The 25,404-nt window shown below is 75.6% G+C and carries 22 protein-coding genes; 11 read left to right on the forward strand and 11 right to left on the reverse strand.

Going from position 1 to position 25,404, the window contains the following annotated elements:
- Positions 1-53: 53 nt before the first annotated feature.
- Complete coding sequence (locus tag GTY84_RS26695) at positions 54-1,202, reverse strand: CapA family protein (protein WP_161228946.1); 1,149 nt, start codon at positions 1,200-1,202, stop codon at positions 54-56.
- A 594-nt stretch (positions 1,203-1,796) separates the two neighbouring features.
- Between GTY84_RS26695 and GTY84_RS26700 the strand changes: the two genes are divergently transcribed.
- Both GTY84_RS26700 and GTY84_RS26705 read left to right on the forward strand, forming a co-directional pair.
- Positions 1,797-2,345, forward strand: coding sequence for a sigma-70 family RNA polymerase sigma factor (locus GTY84_RS26700; RefSeq protein ID WP_161228947.1), 549 nt, complete (start codon positions 1,797-1,799; stop codon positions 2,343-2,345).
- A gap of 136 nt (positions 2,346-2,481) precedes the next feature.
- Entirely contained in the window at positions 2,482-2,991 is a 510-nt protein-coding gene (locus GTY84_RS26705) for a hypothetical protein (protein WP_161228948.1), read from the forward strand.
- 6 nt (positions 2,992-2,997) lie between these two features.
- Here the strand turns inward: GTY84_RS26705 and GTY84_RS26710 are convergent, their stop codons facing one another.
- On the reverse strand, positions 2,998-3,861 hold the full coding sequence (locus GTY84_RS26710; protein ID WP_161228949.1) for an Fpg/Nei family DNA glycosylase: 864 nt from the start codon (positions 3,859-3,861) through the stop codon (positions 2,998-3,000).
- Positions 3,862-3,895: 34 nt separating this feature from the next.
- The gene (locus GTY84_RS26715; protein WP_161228950.1) at positions 3,896-6,064 is read right to left on the reverse strand and encodes a SpoIIE family protein phosphatase; all 2,169 of its coding nucleotides are present in this window, start codon (positions 6,062-6,064) and stop codon (positions 3,896-3,898) included.
- A 131-nt stretch (positions 6,065-6,195) separates the two neighbouring features.
- Here GTY84_RS26715 and GTY84_RS26720 point away from each other — a divergent pair, with 131 nt between their 5' ends.
- Both GTY84_RS26720 and GTY84_RS26725 read left to right on the forward strand, forming a co-directional pair.
- A complete protein-coding gene (locus GTY84_RS26720) occupies positions 6,196-7,614 on the forward strand; it encodes a lipase maturation factor family protein (RefSeq protein ID WP_161228951.1) in 1,419 nt (472 codons plus the stop codon).
- A 278-nt stretch (positions 7,615-7,892) separates the two neighbouring features.
- Positions 7,893-9,236: an amidase family protein gene (locus GTY84_RS26725; protein ID WP_161228952.1), complete on the forward strand. Its 1,344-nt coding sequence runs from the start codon at positions 7,893-7,895 to the stop codon at positions 9,234-9,236.
- A 25-nt stretch (positions 9,237-9,261) separates the two neighbouring features.
- On the opposite strand, the gene GTY84_RS26730 is transcribed toward GTY84_RS26725, so the two are convergent.
- Together GTY84_RS26730 and GTY84_RS33175 are read right to left on the reverse strand one after the other, a co-directional pair.
- Positions 9,262-9,744, reverse strand: coding sequence for a GNAT family N-acetyltransferase (locus GTY84_RS26730; RefSeq protein WP_161228953.1), 483 nt, complete (start codon positions 9,742-9,744; stop codon positions 9,262-9,264).
- 59 nt (positions 9,745-9,803) lie between these two features.
- Positions 9,804-9,980: a hypothetical protein gene (locus GTY84_RS33175; RefSeq protein ID WP_202551848.1), complete on the reverse strand. Its 177-nt coding sequence runs from the start codon at positions 9,978-9,980 to the stop codon at positions 9,804-9,806.
- A gap of 476 nt (positions 9,981-10,456) precedes the next feature.
- Between GTY84_RS33175 and GTY84_RS26735 the strand changes: the two genes are divergently transcribed.
- The gene (locus GTY84_RS26735; RefSeq protein ID WP_161228954.1) at positions 10,457-10,900 is read left to right on the forward strand and encodes a hypothetical protein; all 444 of its coding nucleotides are present in this window, start codon (positions 10,457-10,459) and stop codon (positions 10,898-10,900) included.
- 117 nt (positions 10,901-11,017) lie between these two features.
- Here GTY84_RS26735 and GTY84_RS26740 read toward each other — a convergent pair whose 3' ends face one another.
- The 3 genes from GTY84_RS26740 to GTY84_RS26750 form a co-directional block, all read right to left on the reverse strand.
- On the reverse strand, positions 11,018-12,520 hold the full coding sequence (locus tag GTY84_RS26740) for an SDR family NAD(P)-dependent oxidoreductase (RefSeq protein ID WP_161228955.1): 1,503 nt from the start codon (positions 12,518-12,520) through the stop codon (positions 11,018-11,020).
- A 103-nt stretch (positions 12,521-12,623) separates the two neighbouring features.
- The gene (locus GTY84_RS26745) at positions 12,624-13,982 is read right to left on the reverse strand and encodes a wax ester/triacylglycerol synthase family O-acyltransferase (RefSeq protein WP_161228956.1); all 1,359 of its coding nucleotides are present in this window, start codon (positions 13,980-13,982) and stop codon (positions 12,624-12,626) included.
- A gap of 377 nt (positions 13,983-14,359) precedes the next feature.
- The gene (locus GTY84_RS26750; protein WP_161228957.1) at positions 14,360-15,163 is read right to left on the reverse strand and encodes a (2Fe-2S)-binding protein; all 804 of its coding nucleotides are present in this window, start codon (positions 15,161-15,163) and stop codon (positions 14,360-14,362) included.
- A gap of 241 nt (positions 15,164-15,404) precedes the next feature.
- Between GTY84_RS26750 and GTY84_RS26755 the strand changes: the two genes are divergently transcribed.
- Positions 15,405-16,712: a DMT family transporter gene (locus GTY84_RS26755; protein WP_161228958.1), complete on the forward strand. Its 1,308-nt coding sequence runs from the start codon at positions 15,405-15,407 to the stop codon at positions 16,710-16,712.
- Here GTY84_RS26755 and GTY84_RS26760 read toward each other — a convergent pair.
- Positions 16,702-17,910: a transglycosylase family protein gene (locus GTY84_RS26760; protein ID WP_161228959.1), complete on the reverse strand. Its 1,209-nt coding sequence runs from the start codon at positions 17,908-17,910 to the stop codon at positions 16,702-16,704. The genes GTY84_RS26755 and GTY84_RS26760 overlap by 11 nt on opposite strands.
- Before the next feature lie 295 nt (positions 17,911-18,205).
- Between GTY84_RS26760 and gndA the strand changes: the two genes are divergently transcribed.
- Positions 18,206-19,645 carry an NADP-dependent phosphogluconate dehydrogenase gene (gene gndA, locus GTY84_RS26765; protein WP_161228960.1) on the forward strand — a complete coding sequence of 480 codons (1,440 nt, stop codon included), beginning with the start codon at positions 18,206-18,208 and terminating at the stop codon, positions 19,643-19,645.
- 998 nt (positions 19,646-20,643) lie between these two features.
- On the opposite strand, the gene GTY84_RS26770 is transcribed toward gndA, so the two are convergent.
- Complete coding sequence (locus tag GTY84_RS26770; protein ID WP_161228961.1) at positions 20,644-20,988, reverse strand: GNAT family N-acetyltransferase; 345 nt, start codon at positions 20,986-20,988, stop codon at positions 20,644-20,646.
- Between the two features lie 32 nt (positions 20,989-21,020).
- Positions 21,021-21,440: an aspartate 1-decarboxylase gene (panD, locus tag GTY84_RS26775; protein WP_161228962.1), complete on the reverse strand. Its 420-nt coding sequence runs from the start codon at positions 21,438-21,440 to the stop codon at positions 21,021-21,023.
- Positions 21,441-21,851: 411 nt separating this feature from the next.
- On the opposite strand from panD, the gene GTY84_RS26780 reads away from it, so the two are divergent.
- From GTY84_RS26780 to GTY84_RS26795, 4 genes are all read left to right on the forward strand, one after another.
- Entirely contained in the window at positions 21,852-22,445 is a 594-nt protein-coding gene (locus GTY84_RS26780; protein WP_161228963.1) for an RNA polymerase sigma factor, read from the forward strand.
- A complete protein-coding gene (locus GTY84_RS26785) occupies positions 22,442-23,236 on the forward strand; it encodes an MGMT family protein (RefSeq protein ID WP_161228964.1) in 795 nt (264 codons plus the stop codon). Before GTY84_RS26780 ends, GTY84_RS26785 begins: the two co-directional genes overlap by 4 nt.
- A gap of 44 nt (positions 23,237-23,280) precedes the next feature.
- Positions 23,281-23,838 (forward strand): methylated-DNA--[protein]-cysteine S-methyltransferase, encoded by a 558-nt coding sequence (locus GTY84_RS26790; protein ID WP_345943535.1) that lies wholly within the window; start codon positions 23,281-23,283, stop codon positions 23,836-23,838.
- Positions 23,839-23,932: 94 nt separating this feature from the next.
- On the forward strand, positions 23,933-24,709 hold the full coding sequence (locus tag GTY84_RS26795; protein WP_161228965.1) for a 2OG-Fe(II) oxygenase: 777 nt from the start codon (positions 23,933-23,935) through the stop codon (positions 24,707-24,709).
- Positions 24,710-25,404: the final 695 nt, after the last annotated feature.

The raw sequence follows: 25,404 nt of genomic DNA on the forward strand, positions 1-25,404 counted from the left end.
CGCGTCCGGTGGGCCGGGGCGGACCGGGGCGCCGGGGTGCGGCGCCGGGCGGGTCACTCGCCCATCACCAGGCCGTCGCGCGCCGCGCCGCGGCTGAGCACCACGTCGCGGACGCGGTCCCGCACCGGGCGCAGTTCGGCGCCCCCGTCCAGCGCCCGGTTGAGGTTGACCACCCGTCCCGCGTCCAGGTCGTAGAGCTGCGGGACGAACTCGGCCCGGGTGACCCGCCAGCGCTCACCGGGCCGGGCGGGCGGGGCGAAGGTGAAGCGGCCGAGGGTGGACTCGTTGCCGCGCGGATCGCGCCGCCCCCGGTCGTCGACCGTCTCCCCCGCGATCTGGTCGCCCATCCCGTAGACCACCCAGGTGCCGTTCACCTTCTCGTACGCCTGCGGGACATGGGCGTGGGTGCCGAGGATCAGGTCGATGTCGGGGCGGTCGCCGCTGCGGGAGGCGGTGAGCCGCCGGGCGAGGTCGAGTTGCCGCTCGTCCGGGGCGTCCTGCCATGCGGTGCCCCAGTGCACGGACACCACGACGACGTCCGCGCCCGCCTCCCGCGCGGCCCGCGCGTCGGCCACGATCCGCCCCTCGTCGATCAGGGCGACGGCCCAGGGCCCGTCCGGTGACGGGTGGCCGCCGGTGTCGTGGGCGTAGGAGAGGTGGGCGACCCGGGCGGAGGTGCCGGCGCGCAGGAGGGTGACGGTGCGGGCCTCGTCCTCGGTGCGCGCCGTCCCGGCGTGGCGGACACCGGCGCGGTCCAGGGCGTCCAGGGTGCGGCGGATGCCGTCGGCGCCGCCGTCCGGGCCGTGGCTGGAGGCGATGGAGCAGCCGTCGTAGCCGGTGGCGGCCAGGCCCGCGGCCATCTCGGCCGGGAAGGCTGCGCCGGGACGGCCCGTGCGGGCGCCGGCCTGACCGGAGACGGTCTCCAGGTGGCACAGGGCGAGGTCCGCGCCCGAGACGACGGGGGCGATCCCGGCCAGCACGGGGCGGAAGTCGTAGCCGGTACCGCCGGAGTCGAAGCGGGCCCGCTCGATGACCGGGTCGTGCGGCAGGACGTCGCCGGAGGCGACCAGGGTGAAGGTCCCGGTGTCCGCGGGGGCTGGGGCCGAGCGGCCCGGCGGTTCGTGGCCGCGCGCCTGGCAGGCCGCTCCGGCGGCGAGCAGGGCGGTCAGGCACAACGCCACCTGCCTGCTGCGTGTGATCATCCGGGTCATCCGTTCACCCCGCTGCGGTCCCGCGCGCGGACCCGTCGGGGATTCGGCCACCGGAGTCCGCTCGCATGCATGTCACATTTGCGTACGAACAGGTAAGAAGGTGGGCGGCGGGGCGGGCGGCTCCGACACGCCCATTAGCCCGACCGGCGGTCACGGCCCGCGGGCGACCGGCCACGGCGGGCGGAGTGCCGGCAGCCGCACGGCGGTGCGGGGGCGGGCGGCCGGGGAACGGGGATGCGGGGGCGCGCGGCGGCAGGACGGCCGGTTCGCCCCGCGACGGCGGCGGTCACCGGCGGGCCGGGCGGAACCGGACCGCCCGCCACCACGGCCTCCCCGACCGGCCCGGCCACCGTCCCGGCCGGCCACCGTCGCGGGACGGCCACCGCTCCCGGACGGCGGCCCGCCCGCGCCGCCCCGGAGTCCTCCGCTCCGCACCCGGGCCGGCCCGGCCGTCGACCGTTCACCGACCGCCCGCGGACGCCCACCGACCGTTCGTCGTACCGTTCGTCGACGCGATCGACCGTCCGCCGCAGACCGCCGCGCGCGCCCTGTCCCCCCGGCGGCCCCCTGGGATGCCATACGCGCATGACGGCCGGAATCGCTCTACCCGACACGACCACCACCGCCGAACATGAGCTCGCCGCGCTCCAACGGGACCACGGCGGACCGCTGTTCGCGCTGCTCCTGCGACTCAGCGACGGCGACCGGCAGCGCGCCGAGGACCTTGTGCAGGAGACCCTCGTCCGCGCCTGGCAGCACCCGGAGGCACTGCGCACCGACGCCTTCGAATCGGTGCGGCCCTGGCTGCTCACCGTGGCCCGCAGGCTGGCCATCGACGCGCGCCGGGCGCGGCAGGCACGGCCCGCCGAGGTCGGCGACACCGATCTGGAGAACGCGCCCGCCTGCGCCGACCACGCCGACCGGGCCGCAGCCGCGCTCGACGTCCGCGAGGCCGTGAAGACGCTCTCCCCGGAGCACCGCGAGGTCCTGGTGCTGGTGTACTTCCGGGGGGCGAGCGTCGCGGAGGCCGCGGCGGCACTGGGCATCCCGGCCGGGACGGTGAAGTCCCGCGCGTACTACGCGCTGCGCGCCCTGCGCCGGGTGCTCCCCGGTTACGCCGCCGACCTGCGGTGAAACCCACCGGATGGTCAAGTCTCCGCAAAGTGCCTTGCGTGCGCCCCGGTTGAGTAATCGGCTGTCCTCATCCGTGTTCCGGACGGGGGCGACGCCCCGGGTCGGGCGAGGCGCACGCACCGGAGGGGGCGGAAGGATGCCGCAGACAGGGCACGAGAGCGCGGAGGGCACCGGAGGGGGCGAACTCACCGTCCCCATGGCCTGGTTGTACGCCGAGTACATCGCGGACGAGTTGCTGCGCACCGGCGATCTGATGCCTCCCACGTCCTTCGAGTTCCGCGCCGGGCGGGACGCGCTGGCGCTGACTGTGTTCCTGTCCGACACCGGGGGCGAGCTGTGCGGCATCCGGGTCGTCACCCGGCTGGAGACCTGGCTGTCGCTGACCGCCCACGACCAGCCGTGGCACGAGTGGGTCCGCGAGCGGCTGGCCGGGGCGGCGGCCGACGCCGACGGCGGCACCTCGCCCGACCTGGAGCTGGCCCGGGCGGCCTGGCGCTGGCTGCGCGAGACGGAGCTGCTCGCCCCCGACCTCAACGCGGTGCCCGGCGGCACGGCGGGCGGCGGTGAGGAGGAGGGCCCCAAGGTGTGGACACCGGCCTGGCGCCTGGGCCTGCCCCTGGGCCACCTCGCCATCCACCTCTTCTGAGGCCCGCTACTTCAGCAGCCGGGACATCCGACGGTCCGCCAGGGGCCTGCCGCCGGTCTGGCAGGTCGGGCAGTACTGGAGCGAGGAGTCGCTGAAGGAGACCTCGCGGATGGTGTCGCCGCAGACCGGGCAGGGCTCGCCGGTCCGGCCGTGGACCCGCAGGCCGCTCTTCTTCTCGGCCTTCAGCCGCCCCGCCGCCAGGCCCCGGGACCGCTCCACGGCCCCGGTCAGCGTGGTGCGCAGCGCCTCGTACAGCCGTGCCGTCTCCTCCGGGGTGAGAGAGGCGGCCGGCTTGAAGGGCGACATCCGCGCGGCGTGCAGGATCTCGTCGCTGTAGGCGTTGCCCACGCCCGCGAGGAGGCCCTGGTCCCGCAGCACGCCCTTGAGCCGCCGCCGTTCGCCCGCGAGCAGGGCGGCGAGGCGGGCCTCGTCGAAGTCGTCGGCGAGCGGGTCCGGGCCGAGCCGGGCGACGCCGGGCACCAGCCCGGGGTCGGTGACGACGTAGACCGCGAGCCGCTTCTGCGTACCGGCCTCCGTCAGGTCGAATCCGGCGCCGGTGTCCAGGGCGACGCGCAGGGCGAGCGGCCCCCTGCCCGGGCGCGGCGGACCGGCGGGGAGCGTGTCCTGCCAGCGCAGCCAGCCCGCGCGGGCGAGGTGGGTCACCAGGTACGGGCCGCCGTCGGTCCCGATGGAGAGGAACTTGCCGTAGCGGCGGACGCCGGTCACCCGGCGGCCCTCCAGGGCGGTGAGCGGGGGATCGTACGTCTTGAGGACGCTGATCGCCACGGGCAGGACCCGGACGATCTCGCGGCCGTCGAGGTGTTCGGTCAGGAAGTCCCTGAGCGCCTCGACCTCGGGCAGTTCGGGCATGCGTCCAGGGTGCCACCGCCGCGGCCGGACGGCCTCAGGACTCCCGGCCGGGCGGCTCCGGGGCCGCGGGCCGGACGGCGCGGGCGGGCTCCTCGGCGGGGGCCGCGGCCGGGCCGGGCAGGGCGAACTCGGCCCAGACGCACTTGCCGCCGCCGCGCGCCTCCACCCCCCAGCCGTCGGCCAGGGTCTCGACCAGGAGCAGGCCCCGCCCCGTCATCCCGTTCTCCCCCGCCTCCCGGCGGCGCGGCAGGGCGCTGGAGGAGTCCTCGACCTCGACCCGCAGCCTGCGGCCGGTGTCCGACAGGAGCCGCAGGGTGACGACGGCGAAGCCCTCGGTGTGCAGCAGGACGTTGGTGATCAGTTCGTCCGCGACGAGGGCGATGTCGTCGGCGTGCCGCCCGAGGCCCCACACGCGGGCGGCCGTCCGGATCGTGCGCCGTGCCCCGCCGAGGGCCGCCGGGTCGCCGGGGGCCACGTGCCGCCGCAGCCGGCGGCCGGCCCCCTGGCTCTCCCGCTCCCGGCGGCGCAGCAGGAGCAGGGCCGCGTCGTCGTCACCCCGCCGCCGCCCGGCGAGTTCGATCAGGCGGTCGGCCAGCGCCCGCACCTCCTCGGGGCCGGAGGCGACCAGGGCGGCCAGCGCCCGCACCCCGTCGTCGAGGTCGGCGCCGGGCCGTTCGACGAGACCGTCGGTGCACAGGACCAGGGTGTCGCCGGGGTCCAGCTCGATGGTGCCGACGGGATAGGAGAGCTGCCCGAACTCGGCGGACAGGCCGAGCGGCAGTCCGCCCGGGACGGGGGCCCGGCGGCAGGCGCCCCCGCCGTGCCGCAGCAGGGGGTCGATGTGTCCGGCGCGCACCGCCTGGATCACGCCGGTGGCCAGGTCGGCCTCGGCGTACAGGCAGGTCGCGAAGCGGTCGGTGTCGAGTTCGTGGAGGAAGACGGAGGCCCGCGCCATGACGGTGGCGGGCGGGTGGCCCTCCGCAGCGTAGGCGCGCAGCACGATGCGGAGCTGGCCCATGACGGCGGCGGCGTGGGTGTCGTGGCCCTGGACGTCCCCGATGACGGCGCCGACCCTGCCGCCGGGCAGCGGGATGAGGTCGTACCAGTCGCCGCCGATGTCGCGGCCGAGGGTCCCGGCGGCGCTGGCGGCGCGGTAGCGGACGGCAATGTCGCAGCCGGGCACGCTGGGGATGGTGCGCGGCAGCATGGCCTGCTGGAGCCCCTCGGCGAGGTCCGTCCGCTGCTCGTAGAGCATGGCCCGCTGGAGGCTCTGGGCGATGCTGCTGCCGACCGCGACGAGGACGTCGCGGTCCTCGGGGGTGAAACCGGAGCGGTCGCTGTAGAGGAGGCCGACCGCGCCGATGGGGCGGGCCTGGGCGATGAGGGGGAGGTAGGCGGCGGCGGTGATCCGCAGGCCGGTGAGGTGCGGCCAGAGGGCGGGGTAGCGCTCCGCGAACTCGCGCGGCGACTCGATGAATCGGGGGCTGAGGGTGCGCACCGCCTCGCTCATCGGGTACGCCTCGTCGATCCGGGTGACCCGGGCGCCCTCGTCCGCGTAGCCGTCGTCCGGGCCCTCGGCCACCAGCACGATCCGGTCGCCCTCCACCAGACCCATGACGACGCCGGTGGCGCCCAGGTGGGGAAGTCCGGCGGTGTCCTTGAGGGCGTCGATGACGTCGTCGACGGTACGGGCGTGGGCGAGGGCGGCCGTGGCGGACTGCACGACACCGGTCCGCCGCCGGCGGGCCTCGTCCAGGGCCGCCCGGTCCCGGCGGGCGTCGCTCTCCTCCAGTTCCGGGGTGGCGTCGCGCAGGATGCCGATGACCCGGTGGGGGCGGCCGGTGCCGTCCCGCCGGATGCGGCCCTGTGTGTGGGCCCAGCGCAGGGTGCCGTCGCGCAGCCGGACGCGGAAGTAGGCGCCGTAGTGCTCGCTGCCGTTCCTCATGGCCTGCGCGACCAGGGTGTCCAGCCGCAGGCTCTCGGCCCGGGGGACGCGTCCGGCCAGCGCCCCGGGGCGGCCGTCGAACTCCTCGGGGAGCAGGTCGAGCACCTCGTGCGCCCGCGCGTCCAGGTGGATCAGGCCCGTGTCCAGGTCCCAGTCGAAGCTGCCCATGCGGTTGAGCGCCAGGACGGGCGAGGGGCGGGCGGGCCAGTCGGGCCACTCGTCCGGGCGGGACGACTCGCTCGTTCCCGGATCGGCCATGGGGCCCACATTGCCAGGATTCGCCCGATACTTCGACTCAGGCCCGCCTGCCCGGGGCACGGCTGCGAGGACGCCGTCCCGCCGGGTACCCGGAGCCCCGGCGGACGGCGCGGCACGGGAGGTGCGCGGCGGTGCAGTGGTTCACCACACCCGACCAGTGGCTGGGCCGGCTGGTGTTCCAGCGGGCCCTGGCCGTGGTGTACCTGGTGGCGTTCCTGTCGGCGCTGCGGCAGTTCCGGGCGCTGATCGGGGAGCGCGGGCTGCTGCCGGTGCCGCGCTTCGTGGCCCGGGTGCCGGCGCGGCGGGCGCCGAGCCTGTTCCGGTGGCGGTACTCGGACCGGTTCTTCGCGCGCTGCTGCTGGGCGGGCTGCGCGGTCTCGGCTGCGCTGGCGGCGGGCGCGGACGGGGCGCTGCCGCTGTGGGGGGCGATGGCGCTGTGGCTGGTGCCGTGGCTGCTGTACCTGTCGGTGGTGAACGTGGGGCAGACCTGGTACGCGTTCGGCTGGGAGTCGCTGCTGCTGGAGACCGGGTTCCTCGCGGTGTTCCTGGGCAACGACGAGGTGGCGCCACCAGTGGTGGTGCTGTTCCTGCTGCGGTGGCTGCTGTTCCGGGTGGAGTTCGGGGCGGGACTGATCAAGATGCGCGGCGATCCGTGCTGGCGGAACCTGACCTGTCTGGACCACCATCACGAGACGCAGCCGATGCCGGGCCCGCTGAGCTGGTTCTTCCACCGGCTGCCCCGGCCGCTGCACCGGGTGGAGGTGGCCGCCAACCATGTCACCCAGCTCGTGGTGCCGTTCTTCCTGTTCGCCCCGCAGCCGGTGGCGACGGCCGCCGCGGCCGTCATGATCGCCACCCAGCTCTGGCTGGTGCTGTCGGGGAACTTCGCCTGGCTGAACTGGCTGACCATCGTGCTCGCCCTGTCGGTGGTGCGGTTCCCGGGCACTCCCCCGCCCCTGCCGCAGGCTCCGCCCTGGTACGCGGCGGTGGTCCTGGGGGTGGCTGCGGGGCTGCTGTTCCTGAGCCGGGGGCCGGTGCGGAACATGCTCTCCCGGCGCCAGGTGATGAACCGCTCCTTCGACCCGTTCCACCTGGTCAACACCTACGGCGCCTTCGGCAGCGTCAGCCGTGTCCGGCACGAGGTGGTGATCGAGGGGACGGCCGACGCGGTGCCCCGCCCGGACGGGGACTGGCGGGAGTACGAGTTCCGGGGCAAGCCCGGCGACCCCCGGCGCTGGCCGCGCCAGTACGCGCCGTGGCACCTGCGGCTGGACTGGCTGATGTGGTTCGCCGCGCTGTCCCCCGCGTACGCCGCGCCGTGGTTCTCCACGCTGGTGGAGCGGCTGCTGGAGAACGACCCGGCCACGCTGCGGCTGCTGCGCCGCTCGCCGTTCCCGCCGGACGCGCCGCCCCGCTTCGTGCGCGCCCGGCTGTTCCGGTACCGCTACACGACCTGGCGCGAGCTGCGCGCGACGGGGGCGTGCTGGGAGCGGACGTACGTGCGGGAGTACCTGCCGCCGACCCGGCTGGGGGACGCGGACCGGGGGTGAGACGGCCCGCGGACGTCACCGCGCCCCGAGGGGCATCCCTCGGGACGCAACCGTGGGCCTCCCGGGGGCACCCCGGTGAACCTCCCGGGCTCTCCCGGGACCGCCCTGCCACCTTCCCGCGGCCGGGCGGGCGGTACGGTACGGGGCCGTGGTCCCGGCGGGGAGGTGTCCGGGCGGGCGGGCCCTCCGGGCACGGGTGTCCGGCGGGCGGGCCGTCCGCGCGGCTCCGCCGTCCGGGGCGCGGGCGACCCGCCCCACCGCACCCCGAGGAGCCCTCCGTGACCGACTGGGCCGGCCGGACCGCCGCAGAGATCGCCGCCGCCGTACGCGAGGGGCGGGCCACGCCCCGGGAGGTGGTGGCCGCGCACCTCGCCCGGATCGAGCGGCTGGACGCCCGGGTCGGCGCCTTCCGCGCCGTGCGGTCCCGGGCCGCGCTCGCCGAGGCCGACGAGGTGGCCGCCCGGGGTGATCTGGGCACGCTGCCGCTGGCCGGTGTACCGGTGGCGGTGAAGGACAACCTGGCGGTGCGCGGGGAGGCGCTGCGCAACGGCTCGGCCGCCACCCCGGACACGCCCGCCGGGGCCGACCACGCCACCGTGGCCCGGCTGCGGGCGGCGGGCGCGGTGGTCGTGGGGCTGACCAACGTGCCCGAGCTGTGCGTGTTCGGCACCACCGACGGCGTCCACGGCACCGCCCGCAACCCCTGGGACCGGACGCGGTCGGCGGGCGGTTCCTCGGGCGGGAGCGCGGCGGCCGTCGCCGCCGGGATGGTTCCGCTGGCGCTGGGCAACGACGGAATGGGATCGCTCCGCATTCCCGCGGCCAACTGCGGTCTGGTCACGATCAAACCGGGACACGGCGTGGTGCCGGCCGGCATCGGCCACGGCGACTGGTTCGGGCTGTCGGAGAACGGCCCGCTGGCGACCACCGTCGAGGATCTGCGCCTGGCGCTGGCGGTCCTCGCGGACACGGTGCCGCCGCCCCGCCGGGAACCCGGCGGCCTGCGGGTCGCCGTCTCGACGCGCAGCCCCCTGGCCGGGGTCACCGTCGCGCGCCCGTACGGGGACGCGGTCCGGGCCGTGGCCGCGCTGCTGATGCGTGAGGGGCACGTGGTGCGCCGCGCCGACCCGCCCTATCCGGCGTCGCTGGGGACCACCGCGCTCACCCACTGGTCCGCGGGCACGGCGGTGGACGCGCGGGGCCTGGACCCCCGGCTGCTGGCGCGGCGCACCCGGGTGCACGCGGCCATCGGGCGGCGGTTCGCCCCCTCGGTGGGCACCAGCCGTGCCCGGCAGCGGCTGCGGGCCCGGCTCGCGCCGTTCTTCGCGGAGTACGACGTGCTGCTGACCCCGGCGCTGGCCCGCCGCTCGCCCCTGGCCGGGCCCTGGCACGAGCGGGGCTGGCTGCGCAACGTGGCGGCGAACTCGGGGTACTCCCCGTTCACCCCGCCGTGGAACCTGACCGGATGGCCCGCGATGGCCCTCCCGTCCGGCACCCTGCCGTCGGGTGCCCCCGCCGCCGTGCAACTGGTGGGGCGACCGGGCTCGGAGGGGGTGCTGCTGGAGGTGGCGGAGCGGATCGAGGCGCTGCGCCCCTGGCGGCGGACGGCGCCGCTCGGCTGACGCCCCGCCCGGGTCCCCCGCCCCGCTACAGGGCGCGGTGCATGATGTGCAGCCCGACCCGGCCGTGCCGGGGGTGGTCGAAGGCGTCCGGCACGGTGCCGAGGACCCTGAACCCCAGGGAGGTCCAGAGCCGTACGGCGGGGTTGGTCTCGACGACGGCGTTGAAGACCATGGCCCGGTAGCCCTGTTCGGCGGCCTCGGCCAGGACGTGCTCCGCGAGCGCCCGCCCGGTGCCCCGCCCGGTGCGGCCGGGGTCGACCATGAATCCGGCGTTGGCGATCCCGGCGGCCGGGCCCCCGTAGTTGGGGGCCAGGTACGCGGACGCGACGACGGCACCGTCGTCGTCCTCGGTGACGTAGACGCGCTTGCCGGACCCCGTCCACAGGGACCTGGCCTCCTCCTCGGAGGTGTCCGGGTCCCAGGTGTAGGTGTCCCCCGCGGCGACGACGCGGTGCCAGACGGGCCAGATCCGCGGCCAGTCGCCGGGTGTCGCTTCCCTGATCGGCATGGACGCGAGTCTCGCACGTCCGCAGCCGGGCCCGGGGCGGCCCTCCCGCCCTCGGCGGGTCAGTCCACGCTGGGCAGGATGTGGGGCTCCGCGAGGTCCTCCTCGTACCCGGCGAGCCGGATGGGCGCGGAGCGGGCCCACACGTCGAGGCTGCCGATCTCCCCGGGGCGGCGGCGCCTGCGCCCGCCGTACTCCTCGGGGGTCAGGTCCGGGTCGGTCATCGTCTCCGGTGTCACCGCGCACTCCTTATGTGTGGGGTCACCCGCGGGTCCGGCGGCCGGGCCGCTGTCCGGTCTCCCACGCCCGCGCGGGGTTCTGGTCGCTTGCAGTTCGGACGCGGTGGCGCCGGTACTGGGGCGGGACCGGGCCGCGGTCGGCCGGCCCGTCCCTGACGGACCGTGGGTGCGGAATGGGTGGATTCCCGGAGCGCCGCCCGTCCGGCTCAGATTAACCAAATGAGCGGGGCCGCGCTCTATGGGGCTCGAAATCCGGGCGATTCCTTCACCGGGGCGCCGCGCCCAGTCGGAATGTTGCGCACGATTTCACCACTTTCGCCCGTCCACTCGACTCACCCGATCGGCGTAGGGAAGGGGGACGGGTTCGCCGGAACGGAGGAACGCGGGGCGTCCCGTTCAGCCGCTGTTGGCCGGGGCGCAAACCGGGCATGGTGCGCTGCCGGGACGGACCGGCTGTCCCGTGGGAGGACCGAGGCGTGGAACTGCGCAGCGTCGAGGAGCTGATGGACCTGCTGTACGCCTGCCGGGGCGCGCGTCCCGGCGGGGGCGCCGGGCCCGGCGGCGCGGGCGACGCCCACGGGCACGCTCTGCGGACCGCCGCGCTGCTGCGCCGGCGGCGCCCCGCCGACAAGGAGCTTCAGGTGGCCGGGCTGGTCTGCCCGGTGGGCCGGGTGCTGTGGCCGGGCGATCCGGGCGGCCGCACCGCCGGGGCGGTGGAGCCGCTTCTGGGGCGCCGGGTGGGTCGGCTGCTGCGCCGCCACGCGGGTGCGGACGGGATGCCCGACGACGACGTCGACCGCCTCGGGCAGGCGGACGAGGAGGCCCGGACGGCGGTGTTCGACGCCGGGGTCCTCGAGGACTGGCGGACCGTGCTGGAGCTGGTGGCCGCGCGCAGCGCCCGGCTGGGGGCGGCGGACTGACCGGGCCCCGCCCGCGCCCCGGCCGGCCCGCACGGCGGCATGGCGGGGCGGGGCGGCGGGGCGGGGTCGCAGCCCGCCGGGTGCCGCACCGGGGTGCCGCGGCGGGTCGGGCGGGGCTCACCACTTGCCGGGCGCGTAGTCCTTCATGAAGACGCCGAACAGGTCCTCGCCCGCCTCGCCGCGCACGATCGGGTCGTAGACACGGGCGGCGCCGTCGATCAGGTCGAGCGGGGCGTGGAAGCCCTCCTCGGCCAGCCGCAGCTTGTCGTAGTGCGGGCGCTCGTCGGTGATCCAGCCGGTGTCGACGGAGGTCATCAGGATGCGGTCGGTGTCGAACATCTCCTGGGCGCTGGTCCGCGTCACCATGTTCATGGCGGCCTTGGCCGCGTTGGTGTTGGGGTGGCCCGCGCCCTTGTAGCCGCGGGCGAACACGCCCTCCATGGCGGAGACGTTGACGACGTAGGCGCGTCCGGTGGCCGACCGGCGCGCGGCCTCGGCCATCGCCGGGCGCAGCTTGCTGATCAGGATGAACGGCGACGTGTAGTTGCAGAGCTGGGTCTCCAGCAGCTCCACCGGGGAGATCTGCTCGATGGTCTGCACCCAGGTGTTGGTGTCGACCACGTCCGGTACCAGTCCGCCCGCGTCGATGGCGGTGCCCTCGCGGTGCCGGACCACGCTGGCGTTGCCCGCGACCAGGGCGAGGTCGGCGACCTTCTGCGCGTCGAGTCCGGAGGTGCCGACGGGCAGCGCGGTCAGCCCGTCCACCGCGCCGGAGTTGAAGGCGCCGATGACATGGTGGGCCGGCAGCTCCCCGGCCGGCAGCGGCGCGCCCTCGCCGTCGACGAGGGCGGCGTAGGCGCCGGGCAGTCGGCGTACGGTCTGGGTGGCGTTGTTGATCAGGATGTCGAGCGGGCCCTGCCCGGCGATCCGGTCGGCCAGCGCCACGGTCTGCCCCGGGTCGCGCAGATCGATGCCGACGACCTCCAGGCGGTGCAGCCACTCCCCCGAGTCGTCCATGGCCGTGAAGCGGCGGATGGCGTCCTTGGGGAAGCGGGTGGTGACCGTGGTGTGGGCGCCGTCGCGCAGCAGCCGGAGCGCGATGTACATGCCGATCTTGGCCCTGCCGCCGGTGAGCAGGGCGCGCTTGCCGCCGAGGTCGGCGCGGGCCTCGCGCCGGGTCCGGTTCTCGGCGGCGCACTCCGGGCAGAGCTGGTGGTAGAAGTAGTCGACCTCGACGTAGCGCTGCTTGCAGATGTAGCAGGAGCGCGGGCGCTGGAGTATGCCGGCGACCGTGCCCTCCTCGGTGCGGGAGGAGGGCAGGAGGCCCTCGGTCTCGTCGTCGATGCGCTGGGCGGAGCCGGTGGCGGTGGCCTCGGTGACGGCCTTGTCGTGGGCCGTCTTGGCGGCCCGGCGCTCCTGGCGGCGGCGCTGCTTGACCGTGCGGTAGATGTGCGAGGTGGCCCGGCGGACGCGGACGGCGTCGGGGTGGTCGACCTCCAGCCCGTCGAGTTCCTCCAGCACGCTCAGGCAGACGGCGAGCCGTTCGGGGTCGATGCCGGGGCCGTACTCGGCCGCGGGCACCTCGTCCGTGGTCGCCGCACCGTCCTGTGTCACCGTCATCGCCGCTGCCGTCCCTGGTCACCGTCGCGGCGCTCCGAGACGCGTCCGCTGTCGAACGGGGGATTTTATGCAGCGCCGGGCCGCGGCGCCAAACCCGCGGGGGTCAGGAACCGCAGGCAGTGAGCAAGGTCTCGACCTCCTCGGTCAGGGCGCGGGCGAGCAGGTCGAGGTCCGGGACCGCCCCGGCGTCCGCGACCAGCCCGTAGTGGACCCGGCCCCGGTAGGTGGAGACGGCCACCGCGAGGGCGTGGCCCCGGGCCAGCGGGGCGTACGGGTACACCTCGGTGAGCGGGTGGCCGCCGAGCCGCAGGCCGAGGCTGGGCAGCGGCACGCTGGTGACCAGGATGTCGAACCAGAGCCGGGCCGCCTGGCCGACCAGCGGGCCGCCCAGGCGGTGGCCGAGCGCGGGGACGTGGTCCGCGAGCAGGGCGACGGCCCCGGCGCCCCGGGCGGGTCCGGCGTCCTTGTTCCGGTCCATCGCGGCGCGGACGGTGCCGAGCCGGGAGAGCGGGTCGGGATCGCCGACCGGGAGCCGTATCAGATAGCCGGAGAGCCGGTTGCCCTGCGGGTGGGCGGTGCGCGGGCGGCGCCGGGAGACGGGGATCAGGGCGCGGGGGGCGACGCCCTCGCTGCCGTCGCCGCGCTCGTCCAGCCAGCGGCGCAGGGCCCCGGCGACGACGGCGATCAGGACGTCGTTGACGGTGCCGCCGACGGTCTTGCGGACACGGTGCACGTCGTCGAGGTCGAGGGAGACCCCGGCGGTGCGGCGGGTGCCGGAGGCTCCGGCGGCGAGGGCGGGCGAGGAGCGGACGTCGAGGGTGGACAGGGCCGCGGCGGCGCCGATGTCCAGGGCGCGCCCGGCGTCGGAGAGGGCACCGCGCAGCAGACCGGGCAGGTCCCGCACCGCGGGGAGCGGGGAGCGGCGGGGCGGCTCGGGGCGGGGGCGCGGCTCGGGAAGGTCCATCGGGTCGAGGATCCCCGCGGCCAGGGCCAGCGCCCGCAGCCCGTCGGCCAGGGCATGGTGGAACTTGAACAGCACGGCGAACGACGCGCCGTCCTCGGCCGGCACCACGTGCGCCTCCCAGGGCGGCCGTTCGCGGTCGAGGGGGCGTTCCATCAGCCGCCCGGCGACGGCCTGGAAATCGGCGGCCGGGGGGTGCAGCCGGACGTGGCCGAGGGGGTCGAAGCCGGGGTCGGCCTCGCGGGCCGCGCCGCCCAGGGCAGCGAGGGCGCCGAGGGAGAGGGGGCGGCCGGGGGCGAGCGGGGGGCGCCAGCGGTCGCGGATGCGCATGCGCAGCCCCGGCACGGCGGGCGCGCGGGCCGCGAGGAGGTCGGCGGCGTGGGCAGCGGCGGTGGGCGAGTCGGCGGGGAAGACGCCCAGCGCCCCCAGGTGCATGGGGTGCTCGGCGGACTCGATGCTCCAGAACGCCAGGTCGAGGGGGGCGAGCGGCTGGGACGTCACGGATGCCTCGCGGGGACGTGGGTGGAGCAGCAGTCAATCGCCCCCCGACGATTACGGTCAAGCGCGCTCACGTTACACACAGTTAACGACAAGGAGAAGTCCTGTCTCCGGGAGCGGGGCGGGGCGCCGGGACCTGCGCGGGTACCGCGGTCCCGCGCCCCGCGGGCCCCGGCCGGGGGCGGAGCGTCCACCCGTACGGCCGCGGGCCGACCGTGGCGGGGCCTGGCCGGACCGGCCCCTTCTCCGTCGCCCGCTCAGCGCTCGCGGCCGGCCCCCTGCCAGCGTGCCCCTCTTCCGCGCTGGCGCCCCGTACGCGTCCCTCTGTCTCTGCCTCTGCCTCTGCCTCTGCCCGCACCCGTGCCCACTCGTCCGTCGGGTCACCCGGCGGGGAGGTCACCGGCGGGGCCCGGGGGCCGGGCGCTCCGGGGCGCGCGGGGGAAGCAGCAGTCGCCGCAGACTCCGCCGCCGGGGACCCGGTAGTACAGGCAGCAGCTCAGCCGTCGGAAGGCGGTGTCCGGCGGGATGCCGGGACGGGCCGGGAGCGCGGTGAGGTCGCCGGTGCCCGTCAGCAGGGGGTGCGCGAACAGGGCCGCGGCCAGCGTCCGGGCGCGTTCCGCCGCGTCCGGACGCCCCTGGGCACGGGCCAGCCGGCCGAACTCCCGGGCGGCACCGGCCAGGGCGGAGGCGGCGTTGCCCCGCAGGAGCCCGGTGGCGACCCGGTAGCGGGCGTGCACGACGGCCGTCAGCGGCACGAGCTGGGCGTCCAGCACGGCCTCCGCCAGGGTGGCCGCGTCCCCGGGCAGGGGTTCGATCCCGGTCAGCCACAGGTCGTCGGGGGCGGCGGCGCCGGGGTCCCAGCGCAGCAGCGGGGAGCGCGGATCGGGGAGGGCGCCGTACAGGGCGGCGCAGCCCAGCGCCACCGACCAGAGCCGGGCCGCGAGCCCCTGGTGCGCGACGGAGGCGGCGACCCGGGTCTCGGAGGCCCGCAGCGCGGCGGCGACCCGGCGGACCCGGAAGCCCAGCGGATCCCCCTCCCGGGAGGACCGCTCCGCGGGCTCCCCGGCGGGCGCCGGCGACCAGGCCCGCGCGAGGGCGGCCAGTCGGGACGGGGGCGGCGCGGTCCGCAGGGCGAAGTAGCCGCCGAACGGCCGGAGGGCGTCGAGGCCGGGGTCGAGATCCACCCGCCAGTCCTATCAACACCCCCGGGGGTGTCGGGAGTCGGGGGCGGACGGGACGGGGCTCGGGGGGACGGCGCCCACCCTGGGGAGGACCGGGGGCCCGGTGTACTCCATCGGTAGTAGGACGCAATGAATGCTCAGGGACGACGACGGGAAGCTCCCGGCACGGCATCGTGTTGTGCATGGAAGACGCCCCTTCGCCACGCGGGGCCCTCGGGTCCCGCCTCCAGCAGAGGAACTGCCGATGAGCGCCCTCGCGCTGTCCGTTCTGCTCTCGCTCGTGTCCGCGGTGGCGTACGCGGGCGGGGCGATCGTGCAGGAGCGCGTCGCGGTCTCCTCGCCCTCCGCCCAGTACGCGCCGCTGCGCCGTCCGGGCTGGTGGGCCGCGGTGGGGCTGAACGGTCTCGGCGCCCTGCTGCACGTGGTGGCGCTCGCCTACGGTCCGCTGAGCCTGGTGCAGCCCTCGGGGGCGCTGACCATCGTCTTCGCGCTGCCCATGGCGGCGCTGTTCGTGGGCCGCAGGGCGGGGGCGACCGCTTGGCGGGGCGCGATCATGGCGACGGTGGGCCTCGCGGGCCTGCTGGCGCTGGTCGCCGCGTCGGACACGCGCTCCCTGGACACGGCCCAGCGGCTGGCGGCGGCCGTCGTCACGGCCGGGGCGCTCGTGGCTCTGATGGCGGCGGCCCGCGCCGCGCACCGGCACCCCGCGGTGCGCAGCATCCTCCTCGCGACGGCGGCCGGTATCGCGTTCGGCATGGCGTCGGTGTTCACCAAGACCGTGGCCGTCGACTGGACCGGCGGTGCGCCGGTGGCCGGGCTCGCGAGCCTGGCCATCATCGGGGTGCTGGCCTCGGCCGGGATGCTGCTGTCGCAGGCGTCCTACCGGGGCGCGGGCCTGGCCGCGCCGCTGGCCACGCTGACGGTGGTCAACCCGGTGGTGGCCGCGGCGGTCGGCCTGACGATGTTCGGGGAGACCTTCCGCTACGGCTCGACGGGCACCGCGCTGGCCCTGAGCTGCGGCGTGGTCGCGGCGGGCGGGCTGATCCTGCTCACCACGGAGCGGATCGCGCGGGAGACGACGGGGGGCCCGGAGCGTCGGGACGAGAACGGCGGCCCGGGGCCGGACCCGGCGGTCACGACGGTGTCGTCGGCTGCGCGCGCAGTCCAGGCAGGCCCGGTGGCCCGGACGGCACCGGTCGTCCCGGCGGCCGGAAGGATGCCGGCGGTCCCCGCCGGTCCGCTCTCCCCGACGCGCCCGCCGGCGGGCGCGGGCCTCCCCGCGGGAACTCCCGAGGAGCCGTCGGCGCCGAAGGTCTTCCTTCCCTCCCCGGCGCCGGCCACCGCGCGGGTGGTGCTCTCGCACCCCGCTCAGGCGCGCGCCACCGGGACCGGCCCGGGGCCGGTGCCGGAGGGCGGCTGGGGCGGGGCCGGGGAGACGGACACGGGCGGCTGGGCGGCCGGTCCCGGGGACATCCCCTTCGGCCCGCTCACCGGCGGGCCCCGGGTGCCGCTGCGGGGCCTCGACCGGCACCGGGTGCGGATCAGAGCGTGACCCCGCCCGCCCGGAGATAGGCCACCGGGTCGACGTCGGAACCGAAACCGGGCCCCGTCCGCACCTCGAAGTGCAGATGCGGGCCCGTGCTGTTGCCCGTGGTCCCCGAACGGCCGATCCGCTGGCCGGCGCCGACCGACTGGCCGCCGCGCACGGAGATCGCGGACAGATGGGCGTACTGGGAGTAGCGGCCGTCGGCGTGGCGGACCACCACCTCGTAGCCGAAGGAACCGCCCCAGCCCGCGCTGACCACCTGACCGGCCCCGATGGACTTCACCGAGGTGCCGGTGGGCACGGGGAAGTCGATGCCCGTGTGGTAGCCCTTCGACCAGGAGCCGCCCGTGCGGTGGTACGGCGTGCCGGTCGGGGCGTCGACGGGCCGGACCAGACCGCGGTGCGTCGGCGCCTGCTTCTTGGGCGCGGCCGGTCGGGCCGCCCTGGGCTGGGGCGCGGCGGCCTTCCCGGGCGCCTTGGCGGCGGGCCGGGAGGGGGCGGCGGACGCGCCCTGGCCGCGCAGCGCCAGCCGCTGTCCCGGCACTATCAGGTCGGGGTCCGATCCGATCGTCGCCCGGTTGGCCTGGTAGAGCCGGTGCCAGCCGCCCCGGACCTCAGCGTCGTCCGCGATGCCGGACAGGGTGTCGCCGGTGACGACGGTGTACATCCTGGCGGTGCCGGCCCGGGACTGCGGTGTGGTCTGCGGCTGGACGTCCGGCGCGGAGCGCTTGGCCGCCGGGGCGGCCAGGGGTTTCGCGGAGCGCCCGGCCTCGGCGGGCCGGACCGACTCGGCCGCGCGGGCTTCCGCGGCGGCCGGGGCGGGGCCGCCCCGGGTCAGCCCGGCCCGGGTGGAGCAGGTCGGCCAGGCGCCGGGGCCCTGGCCGTCGAGGACCTTCTCGGCGACCGCGATCTGCTGGTCCCGGGTCGCCAGGTCCGCGCGCGGCGCGTAGGCGCCGCCGCCGTACGCTTCCCAGGTGGACCGGGTGAACTGCAGCCCGCCGAAGTATCCGTTGCCGGTGTTGATGTCCCAGTTGCCGCTGGACTCGCAGGCGGCCACCTTCTCCCAGGTGGCCACGTCGGCCGCCTGGGCGGCCCCGGCACCGATGAACGGCAGCGCGATGCCCGCGCCGCTCGCGGTGACGGTCAGCGAGGCACGGTTGATCCTGTTCGGCTGGTACCGGCGGTGCCGGCCGCGTACGGCCATGACGAACCCCTTCGACAATGCGTCAGGAGTCGCAAAAGTAAGCGCTGCGAACAGGCACGGACAAGACGGCAATCGGCCGGTTGGTCCCGGGAAGTGGCGCGGAATCGCCGCACGTTGGCCGAATGGGGCGGCCCGCCCGCGGGGCACGCGGACCCGGATGCCGTACCGGCACGTGAGACGCGGGGTGCGGGTGCCGCCACAACACGTGAGGATGGCCGGGCAGCCGTTCGGCGGCCGGCCCGTGGCACGGCCGTCGTCGGCGCCACGTACGACAAGGCCATTAGGAGTACATCCCATGAGCACTACAGCGCAGATCGGCGTCACCGGGCTCGCGGTCATGGGCCGCAACCTCGCCCGCAATTTCGCCCGCAACGGCTACACGGTGGCGGTGCACAACCGCACCGTGGCGCGCACGCACGCGCTGGTGGAGGAGTTCGGCGACGAGGGCGAGTTCATCGCCGCGGAGACCGCGAAGGACTTCGTGGCGGCGCTGGAGCGCCCCCGACGCCTGGTGATCATGGTGAAGGCCGGTGGTCCCACGGACGCGGTGATCGAGGAGTTCGCCCCGCTGCTGGAACCGGGCGACATGATCATCGACGGCGGCAACGCGCACTTCGCGGACACCCGGCGCCGTGAGCAGGCGCTGCGCGAGCAGGGCATCCACTTCGTCGGCACCGGCATCTCGGGCGGCGAGGAGGGCGCGCTGAACGGCCCGAGCATCATGCCGGGCGGCTCCACGGAGTCGTACGGCTCGCTGGGCCCGATGCTGGAGCGGATCTCGGCGAAGGCGGAGGACGGGGCGCCCTGTGTGACGCACGTCGGTCCGGACGGCGCCGGCCACTTCGTGAAGATGGTCCACAACGGCATCGAGTACGCCGACATGCAGCTCATCGGCGAGGCGTACCAACTCCTGCGGGACGTGGCCGGGTACTCCCCCGCCCGGATCGCGGAGATCTTCCGCACCTGGAACACCGGCCGGCTGGACTCGTACCTGATCGAGATCACCGCGGAGGTGCTGTCCCACGTCGACGCGGCGACCGGCCGGCCGTTCGTGGACGTGGTGGTGGACCAGGCGGAGCAGAAGGGCACCGGCCGCTGGACGGTGCAGATCGCGCTGGACCTGGGGGTCCCGGTGTCCGGCATCGCCGAGGCGGTGTTCGCGCGGTCCCTGTCCGGGCACGCGGCGCTGCGGGAGGCCTCGCGGGGGCTCGCGGGTCCGTCGGCCTCGCCGCTGGGCGAGGAGGAGGCCGCGGCCTTCGCGGACCGGGTCGAGCAGGCGCTGTACGCGTCGAAGATCGTCTCGTACACCCAGGGCTTCCACGAGATCGCCTCGGGCAGCGAGGAGTACGGCTGGGACATCGACCTGGGCGCGGTCTCGGCGATCTGGCGCGGCGGCTGCATCATCCGGGCGGCGTTCCTGGACCGCATCCGCGCCGCCTACGACGCCCGGCCCGACCTGCCCAGCCTGCTGTCGGACGAGACGTTCGCGCGGGAGATCGCGGACGCCCAGGACGACTGGCGCGAGGTGCTGGTCGCGGCGACCCGGCAGGGCGTGCCGACGCCGGGCTTCGCGGCGGCCCTCGCGTACTACGACGCCCTGCGGGCCGAGCGGCTCCCGGCGGCGCTGACGCAGGGGCAGCGGGACTACTTCGGCGCGCACACCTACCGGCGGACGGACCGGGAGGGCTCGTTCCACACGCTGTGGGGCCAGGACCGGTCGGAAGTCTCCGCGTAGGGGTGGTGCCGACGGGCCCCGCTCCGGTTCCGGGGCGGGGCCCTTTCCACGTTTTGGGGCAGGCGCACTCCGGGGTTCCGGAGCGGGCCTTCCGGCGGGGACCCCTCGGGCCGGTGGGAGCGCCCGCGGTCCGGGGCGTGCCGTGGGGCTGCGGGCCCGTACCCGCCGTTGGGCCGGGCGGGGCCGCCCGTCGGGACGCGGGCCCAGGGCTCCGCGCCGGTGCGCCGGGGTGCCGAGCTTGGTGCCGGAAGCCGGGAGCCCGGGGCGGGTGTGCGGGAGCCCCGGCCGGGGTGCCCGGAGCCCGGGGGCTCCGGGCGAAGTCCCGCGCCCCGGACCCGGCGTCCTGGCGGGGCTCAGGTCATCGCCGCGCGGTCCGGGTGAGCGGCGGGCCGGGCTCGGGGTTCGGCACGGGTTCGGGTCCCGGCGGGATCGGGGACGGCGAGGGCTCCGGAGGCCCCGGGGGCGGAGGCTGCGGGCCCGGCGGCGGTGTGGGCCGCGGGCCCGGCCCGGGTCCCGGGGGCGGCGGGGGCACGGGCCCCGGCGGCTCGGGAGGCGGTCCCGGGGCGGGGCGGGGCTCCGGCTCCGGGCCGGGGGCGGGCCCCGGTGTGGGGCCCGGCGGTACGGGGTCCGGGTGGGGGTCGGTCATGGCGCTGTCCTCCGGCCTGTCGGTCGACTCGGGCTCTGGACCTGTCCCCCGCCTACCCGGCCCCCGGTACCCCAGTCACGCCCCCGGGTGAACGCCCCGGACCCGGGTGGCGCAGGGGGCGCACGCCGTCGCGCGGAGCGGGCGGGGGCGCGGCACGACGGGGCCGGCCCTGTGCCTTCGTCTTCCGCTTCCTTCCGCGCGGGCGCGCGCGGGGCGCGAACGGGCGCGAGCGGCAGCGAGGGCCCGCCCGCGTGCGCCCGCGCGGAATCCGCCGGGGCCGTGGGCTGGGCGGGACGACGCCGATCGCCCGACGTACCGCGGCCGGTCCGCGGAGGGACCGGCCGGTGCCGGGTCAGAAGCGGTCCGGGTGGGCCTTGAGCCAGTCCTTGGCGGCGCGCAGCAGGTCCGGATCGGGCGTGGGCGCCTCGTCCGGGTGGCGTTCGGCCCACTTCACGACGTAGGGGCAGAGCGGGGCGACCACGGTCCCCTCGCGACGGGCCGTGGCATACAGCTCGCGGGCCAGTGAGCCCGCGATGCCCCGGCCCTCGTGGGCGGGCTCGACGACCGTGTGCACGGGGACGAGGGCGCTGCCGGGGGAATCGAGGACGAAGTACTCGACGCGGCCGACCACCTGGCCGTCCTCCAGCGCCTCCAGGCGTCCGGCGGACCGGTCGTCGCGGATCTCGATGTCGCTCATGGTCTCGCTCCTCGTCGCTGCGGGGCCCTGCGTCAGGAGGACACGGCGTGGGGGCTGCGCTCCTGGTCCGATCCGGGCACCGGTGCGGACGGATCGGCCCCGAGGGCGACGATACGGTTGCCTGCGTCGACGTGCACGATCCGGGGCCGCAGCTCCCGCGCCTCGGCGTCGGTGACCTGGGCGTAGCTGATGAGGATCACCAGGTCGCCGGGGTGCACGAGGTGGGCGGCGGCGCCGTTGATCCCGATGACCCCGGACCCGCGCTCGCCCTCGATGACGTACGTCTCCAGACGGGCACCGTTGGTGATGTCCACGATGTGCACCAGCTCGCCGGGGAGCAGATCGGCCGCGTCGAGCAGATCGGCGTCGATGGTGACGGACCCCACGTAGTGCAGGTCGGCCTGGGTGACGGTGGCGCGGTGGATCTTGGACTTGAACATTGTACGAAACACGAAGAAGCTCCCGTTTTGTCTGCTCCCTGCCTGCTTCGCAGGTCAAGGGCGGTGCCCGCAGCGTACAACCATTCGCATGTCCGGTCAGCTGTCGCCAGGTGCCTCAGGACTCGCACTGACCCTTTGCCGGCCCTCCTGATGATCAGTCATGCCGGGATCGAACCGACCCATGCTCTCGGCTCCGACCACAAGAGGGCGTCGCAAGGCAAGCGCCTGCTCAGGGAAGGATCGGAAACGAGGACGGGCCGTCGGTGGACTGGTCCCGGGGAGTCCCCGGGTACTTCGTCGACGACATCGACAGCCGCGCGCTGGACACACCTGCGCACAGTCCCGGACGGTGGCGTCGGGCGGCGCGAGATCGGCGCCGGGTGGGGTGCAACCCCTCGCCCGGCATTGGTGTTTCATTCGGTGATGGACGAGAAGGCCGAGCGGCAGTTGACCGAGCTCCTGGTGGCGAACCTCGAGGGCGGCTTCACCGAGCTGGTCAGGGTTCACGGCAGGGCGGTGTACACCTTCCTGCTCCGGGTCTCCGGTTCGGCCACCGAGGCCGACGACCTGGGGCAGGACACGTTCCTGCGCGCCTACACAGCCTTACAGGACCACGGCCCCGAGCGCCGGCGGGCTCTCAGGCCGCGTGCCTGGCTGCTCGCCATCGCGGCGAACGTGTGGCGCAACCACCTGCGCACCTGTTCCCGGCGGCCCGCCCTGGCCGGGGTGTCCGTGGATGACACCCCCGCCGCCTGGAACGACCACAACCCGGGGCCGGAAGAGCTGGCCGCCCTCGCCGACGATCGGCAGGGGCTGGTCACGGCGCTGCTGGAGCTGCCGGAGCACCACCGCACGCCCGTGGTGCTGCGGCATGTGGTGGGGCTGAGCTACACGGAAGTGGCCGAGGTGCAGCAGTGCGCGGTCGGTACGGCCAAGGCGCAGGTGTCCCAAGGCCTGAGAACTCTGCGCCGGCTGCTGGAGCCGGAGACAGCCGTGCTGGAGGAGGTGACGCCATGAAGAGCGACCACGAGGCACCGGACGCGGCCCAGCCCGAGCTGGCCGGGCTCACCGCAGAACCACCGGCGGACTTCGCCGTGCGCGTGCTGCGGCGCGTCGGCGTTCCGCGCGAGACCTACGACACCTATGTCCGCCTCGACACGGCCGTCGGCGGCCTCTTCGTGGCGGCGAGCCCGGAGGCGGTGACCGGCGCCGCGCTGGACACGGGCGGGCTGACCGCGACGGCCTTCGAAGAGCTGCACCGTGCCCGGACCGGCCGTTCGGCCCTGCGGTCGGCCAGGCCGTTCCCGGGCGTCGCCACCGCAGTGCGGACCGGACGCGCCCGGCGGCTGCACATCGACTTGTCCCCGTACGGCTCGGTGGAACGGGCGGTGCTGGAGGCAGTCCGCGCCGTCCCTGTCGGGCAGCTGCGCCCGGTCGGCTGGATCGCCCAGGAGGCCAGGACGGCGCCGGAGGCCGTGGTCGGGGCCCTGGCCCAGAACCCGGCCGCGGTACTGATCCCCTGCCACCGCGTGACGTACGACAACGGCACACCTTGCGACGCCGCCCACCTCCCCGGCGTGGGGGACGCGCTGCGCGCCACAGAGGGCATCGACCTGCGGCGGATGGCGGAACTGCACCGGCGCGGAGTGGTGTTCCTCGGCAGCGACACGACACGGATCTACTGCCACCCGACCTGCGCCCACGCCCGCCGCATCACCCCGCCCCACCAGGTGCCGTTCCGTACCGCGCGCGAAGCCGGACTGGCCGGGTACCGCGCCTGCAAGAGCTGTCGGCCCGTCACCGTGTGACGGCCACCGGAACCCGACGTCCATGAGAAAGACGGAGTTGCATCGTGCGAACCAGTGACATCCCTGGCGACACCACGGCGGCGTTCGCGGTCTACCCCACGACACTGGGGCGGCTCGTGCTGGCGGCCACGACCGACTCGCTCGTGATGTGCTGCTACGGCACCCTTGAGGATGCTGTGGCCCGCGCCACCCGGTCGGGGCTGCGGACCGTCGAGGAGGAGCACGCGGATCCGGCCCCGCGGAAGGTGCTGCAGGAGGCGCGCACCCATCTTGACGCCTATCTTGTCGGCGCCCGTCGCGACTTCACCGTGCCGGTGGACCTGCGGCTTGCCACCCCGTTCAGCCGCCGGACCGTCATGGCGCTGGACGCGTTCGTGCCGTACGGGCACACCGCAACCTACGCGCAGCTGGCCGAGGCACTGGAGCGGCCGCGGGCCGGCCGCGCGGTCGGGAAGGCGCTCGGCGCCAACCCGCTCTGCGTCGTGCTGCCCTGCCACCGGATCGTCGGTTCCGGAGGCAGCCTGAACGGATACGCGGGCGGCTTGGCCGCCAAGCGTTTCCTGCTCGGTCTGGAGGCTCAGAACAGTCCGACAGGCCCTTGACCGGTGGGCGCCGGTAAAAGCCCCCGTCACCGGCGCCCACCGCCCTTTCCCTGTCGCCTTCGCCTTCGCCCACCCTCTTTGGAGACCCGAGCCCGTGAACGCCTACGACACCCCGCCACTGCCCGGGCTCACCGAGCCGGCACCCGCCGGCCTGCCGACCGCCGACAGCAACGGGCTTCCCGCGCTGCGGCACCTCGACTGGCCCGCTCTCGTGGCAGAGCTGGATGCGGACGGCGTCGCACTCACCCCGCCCCTGCTCACCCCCGGGCAGTGCGCGCAGGTGAGGGCGATGTTCGACGAACCGGGGCTGTTCCGCAGCACGGTGACGATGGCCCGGCACCGGTTCGGCGAGGGGTCATACCGCTACTTCGCCCACCCGCTGCCCGAACTGGTCCTCGCCCTGCGCCAGCAGCTGTACCCACCCCTGGCGCACATCGCCAACACCTGGGCGGCGCGGCTCGGCGAGCCGGAATTCCCCGGCCTTCACGAGGACCTCGTCGCGGCCTGCGCCGCCATGGGCCAGCACCGGCCGACCCCGCTGCTGCTGCGCTACGAGCAGGGAGGTTACAACTGCCTGCATCAGGACGTGTACGGGGACCTCACGTTCCCGCTCCAGGTGGCGGTGCTGCTGGACGAGCCGGACCGGGACTTCACCGGGGGCGAGAGCGTCTTCGTGGAGCAGCGGCCGCGCGCCCAGTCCCGGCCCATCGTCCGGCGGCCGGAACAGGGGCAGGGCCTCGTCTTCGCCGTCCACCACCGACCCGTGCGGTCCGCGCGCGGCTGGAGCCGGGTGATGCTGCGGCACGGGGTGAGCACCGTGCACAGCGGGCGGCGCCATGTCCTCGGCGTGATCTTCCATGACGCCCGGTAGGACCCCCGAAGTGACCGTCCCTCCCGAAAGGGCAGCTGCCGTCGAGCGCGGTGACGTCAGTGGTTACCGACGCTTCCGGGCGGGGCTGTCTCCCCGGCTGCCGGATCGTTCCTTCGCGGTACTCGGCCGCACAGAGCACGACGACGTGCGGCAGGCGCGGTCAGCCAGAACCACGGCCGCGCCGTGGGGACGAGGGCCACCACGGGACGCGGGGGTGAGCCCGGCCGAGGCGGATCTCGGGAGGAACGCCGTCGGCCCGCACATGGACGTGTTTCGTCGCGGACGGATCACGCCGCTGGAACGCGGCGTGGCCGTCCTGCCACTGCCTGGTCAGGCGGGCCACCGTCGCCGCAGGCGGTGGTGACCGCCGCGCCACCGGGGCCCACTCACGCTCGTCTCGCTCGGCGGCCGGTTCGGTTGCGCCCTGGCCGGCTTCCGCCCCCGGCGAGGCGGTGAGCACACGCCTCTCGCCCTCGCGGACGACCCACAGATCCTGAGCACTGCTCGACCACTGCGGCGAACTTGCGTACGACCGCTGCACCGCTCTGTTCTGCCGCCTCGCCCCCGTGAGCCGGAAGTCGCTGCAACAGCGCAGGTCAGCACCGTTCCTCCCGCCCCGGAAACTGCCTCTCCCGCTGAAGAATCACTGAAGAACCACAACAACGCGGTTACGTACGGTCGCTGTGTGACGGCAG

Origin of the sequence: Streptomyces sp. SID8352, assembly GCF_009862265.1 — a bacterium.
Classification (GTDB): domain Bacteria; phylum Actinomycetota; class Actinomycetes; order Streptomycetales; family Streptomycetaceae; genus Streptomyces.

Bases quoted from the DNA above. Each gene is read 5' to 3' on its own strand.
- GTY84_RS26695 (WP_161228946.1), bottom strand. From the start codon at position 1,202: ATGATCACACGCAGCAGGCAGGTGGCGTTGTGCCTGACCGCCCTGCTC.
- GTY84_RS26700 (WP_161228947.1), top strand. From the start codon at position 1,797: ATGACGGCCGGAATCGCTCTACCCGACACGACCACCACCGCCGAACAT.
- GTY84_RS26705 (WP_161228948.1), top strand. From the start codon at position 2,482: ATGCCGCAGACAGGGCACGAGAGCGCGGAGGGCACCGGAGGGGGCGAA.
- GTY84_RS26710 (WP_161228949.1), bottom strand. From the start codon at position 3,861: ATGCCCGAACTGCCCGAGGTCGAGGCGCTCAGGGACTTCCTGACCGAA.
- GTY84_RS26715 (WP_161228950.1), bottom strand. From the start codon at position 6,064: ATGGCCGATCCGGGAACGAGCGAGTCGTCCCGCCCGGACGAGTGGCCC.
- GTY84_RS26730 (WP_161228953.1), bottom strand. From the start codon at position 9,744: ATGCCGATCAGGGAAGCGACACCCGGCGACTGGCCGCGGATCTGGCCC.
- GTY84_RS26740 (WP_161228955.1), bottom strand. From the start codon at position 12,520: ATGACGGTGACACAGGACGGTGCGGCGACCACGGACGAGGTGCCCGCG.
- GTY84_RS26755 (WP_161228958.1), top strand. From the start codon at position 15,405: ATGAGCGCCCTCGCGCTGTCCGTTCTGCTCTCGCTCGTGTCCGCGGTG.
- GTY84_RS26760 (WP_161228959.1), bottom strand. From the start codon at position 17,910: ATGGCCGTACGCGGCCGGCACCGCCGGTACCAGCCGAACAGGATCAAC.
- gndA (WP_161228960.1), top strand. From the start codon at position 18,206: ATGAGCACTACAGCGCAGATCGGCGTCACCGGGCTCGCGGTCATGGGC.
- GTY84_RS26770 (WP_161228961.1), bottom strand. From the start codon at position 20,988: ATGAGCGACATCGAGATCCGCGACGACCGGTCCGCCGGACGCCTGGAG.
- GTY84_RS26780 (WP_161228963.1), top strand. From the start codon at position 21,852: ATGGACGAGAAGGCCGAGCGGCAGTTGACCGAGCTCCTGGTGGCGAAC.
- GTY84_RS26785 (WP_161228964.1), top strand. From the start codon at position 22,442: ATGAAGAGCGACCACGAGGCACCGGACGCGGCCCAGCCCGAGCTGGCC.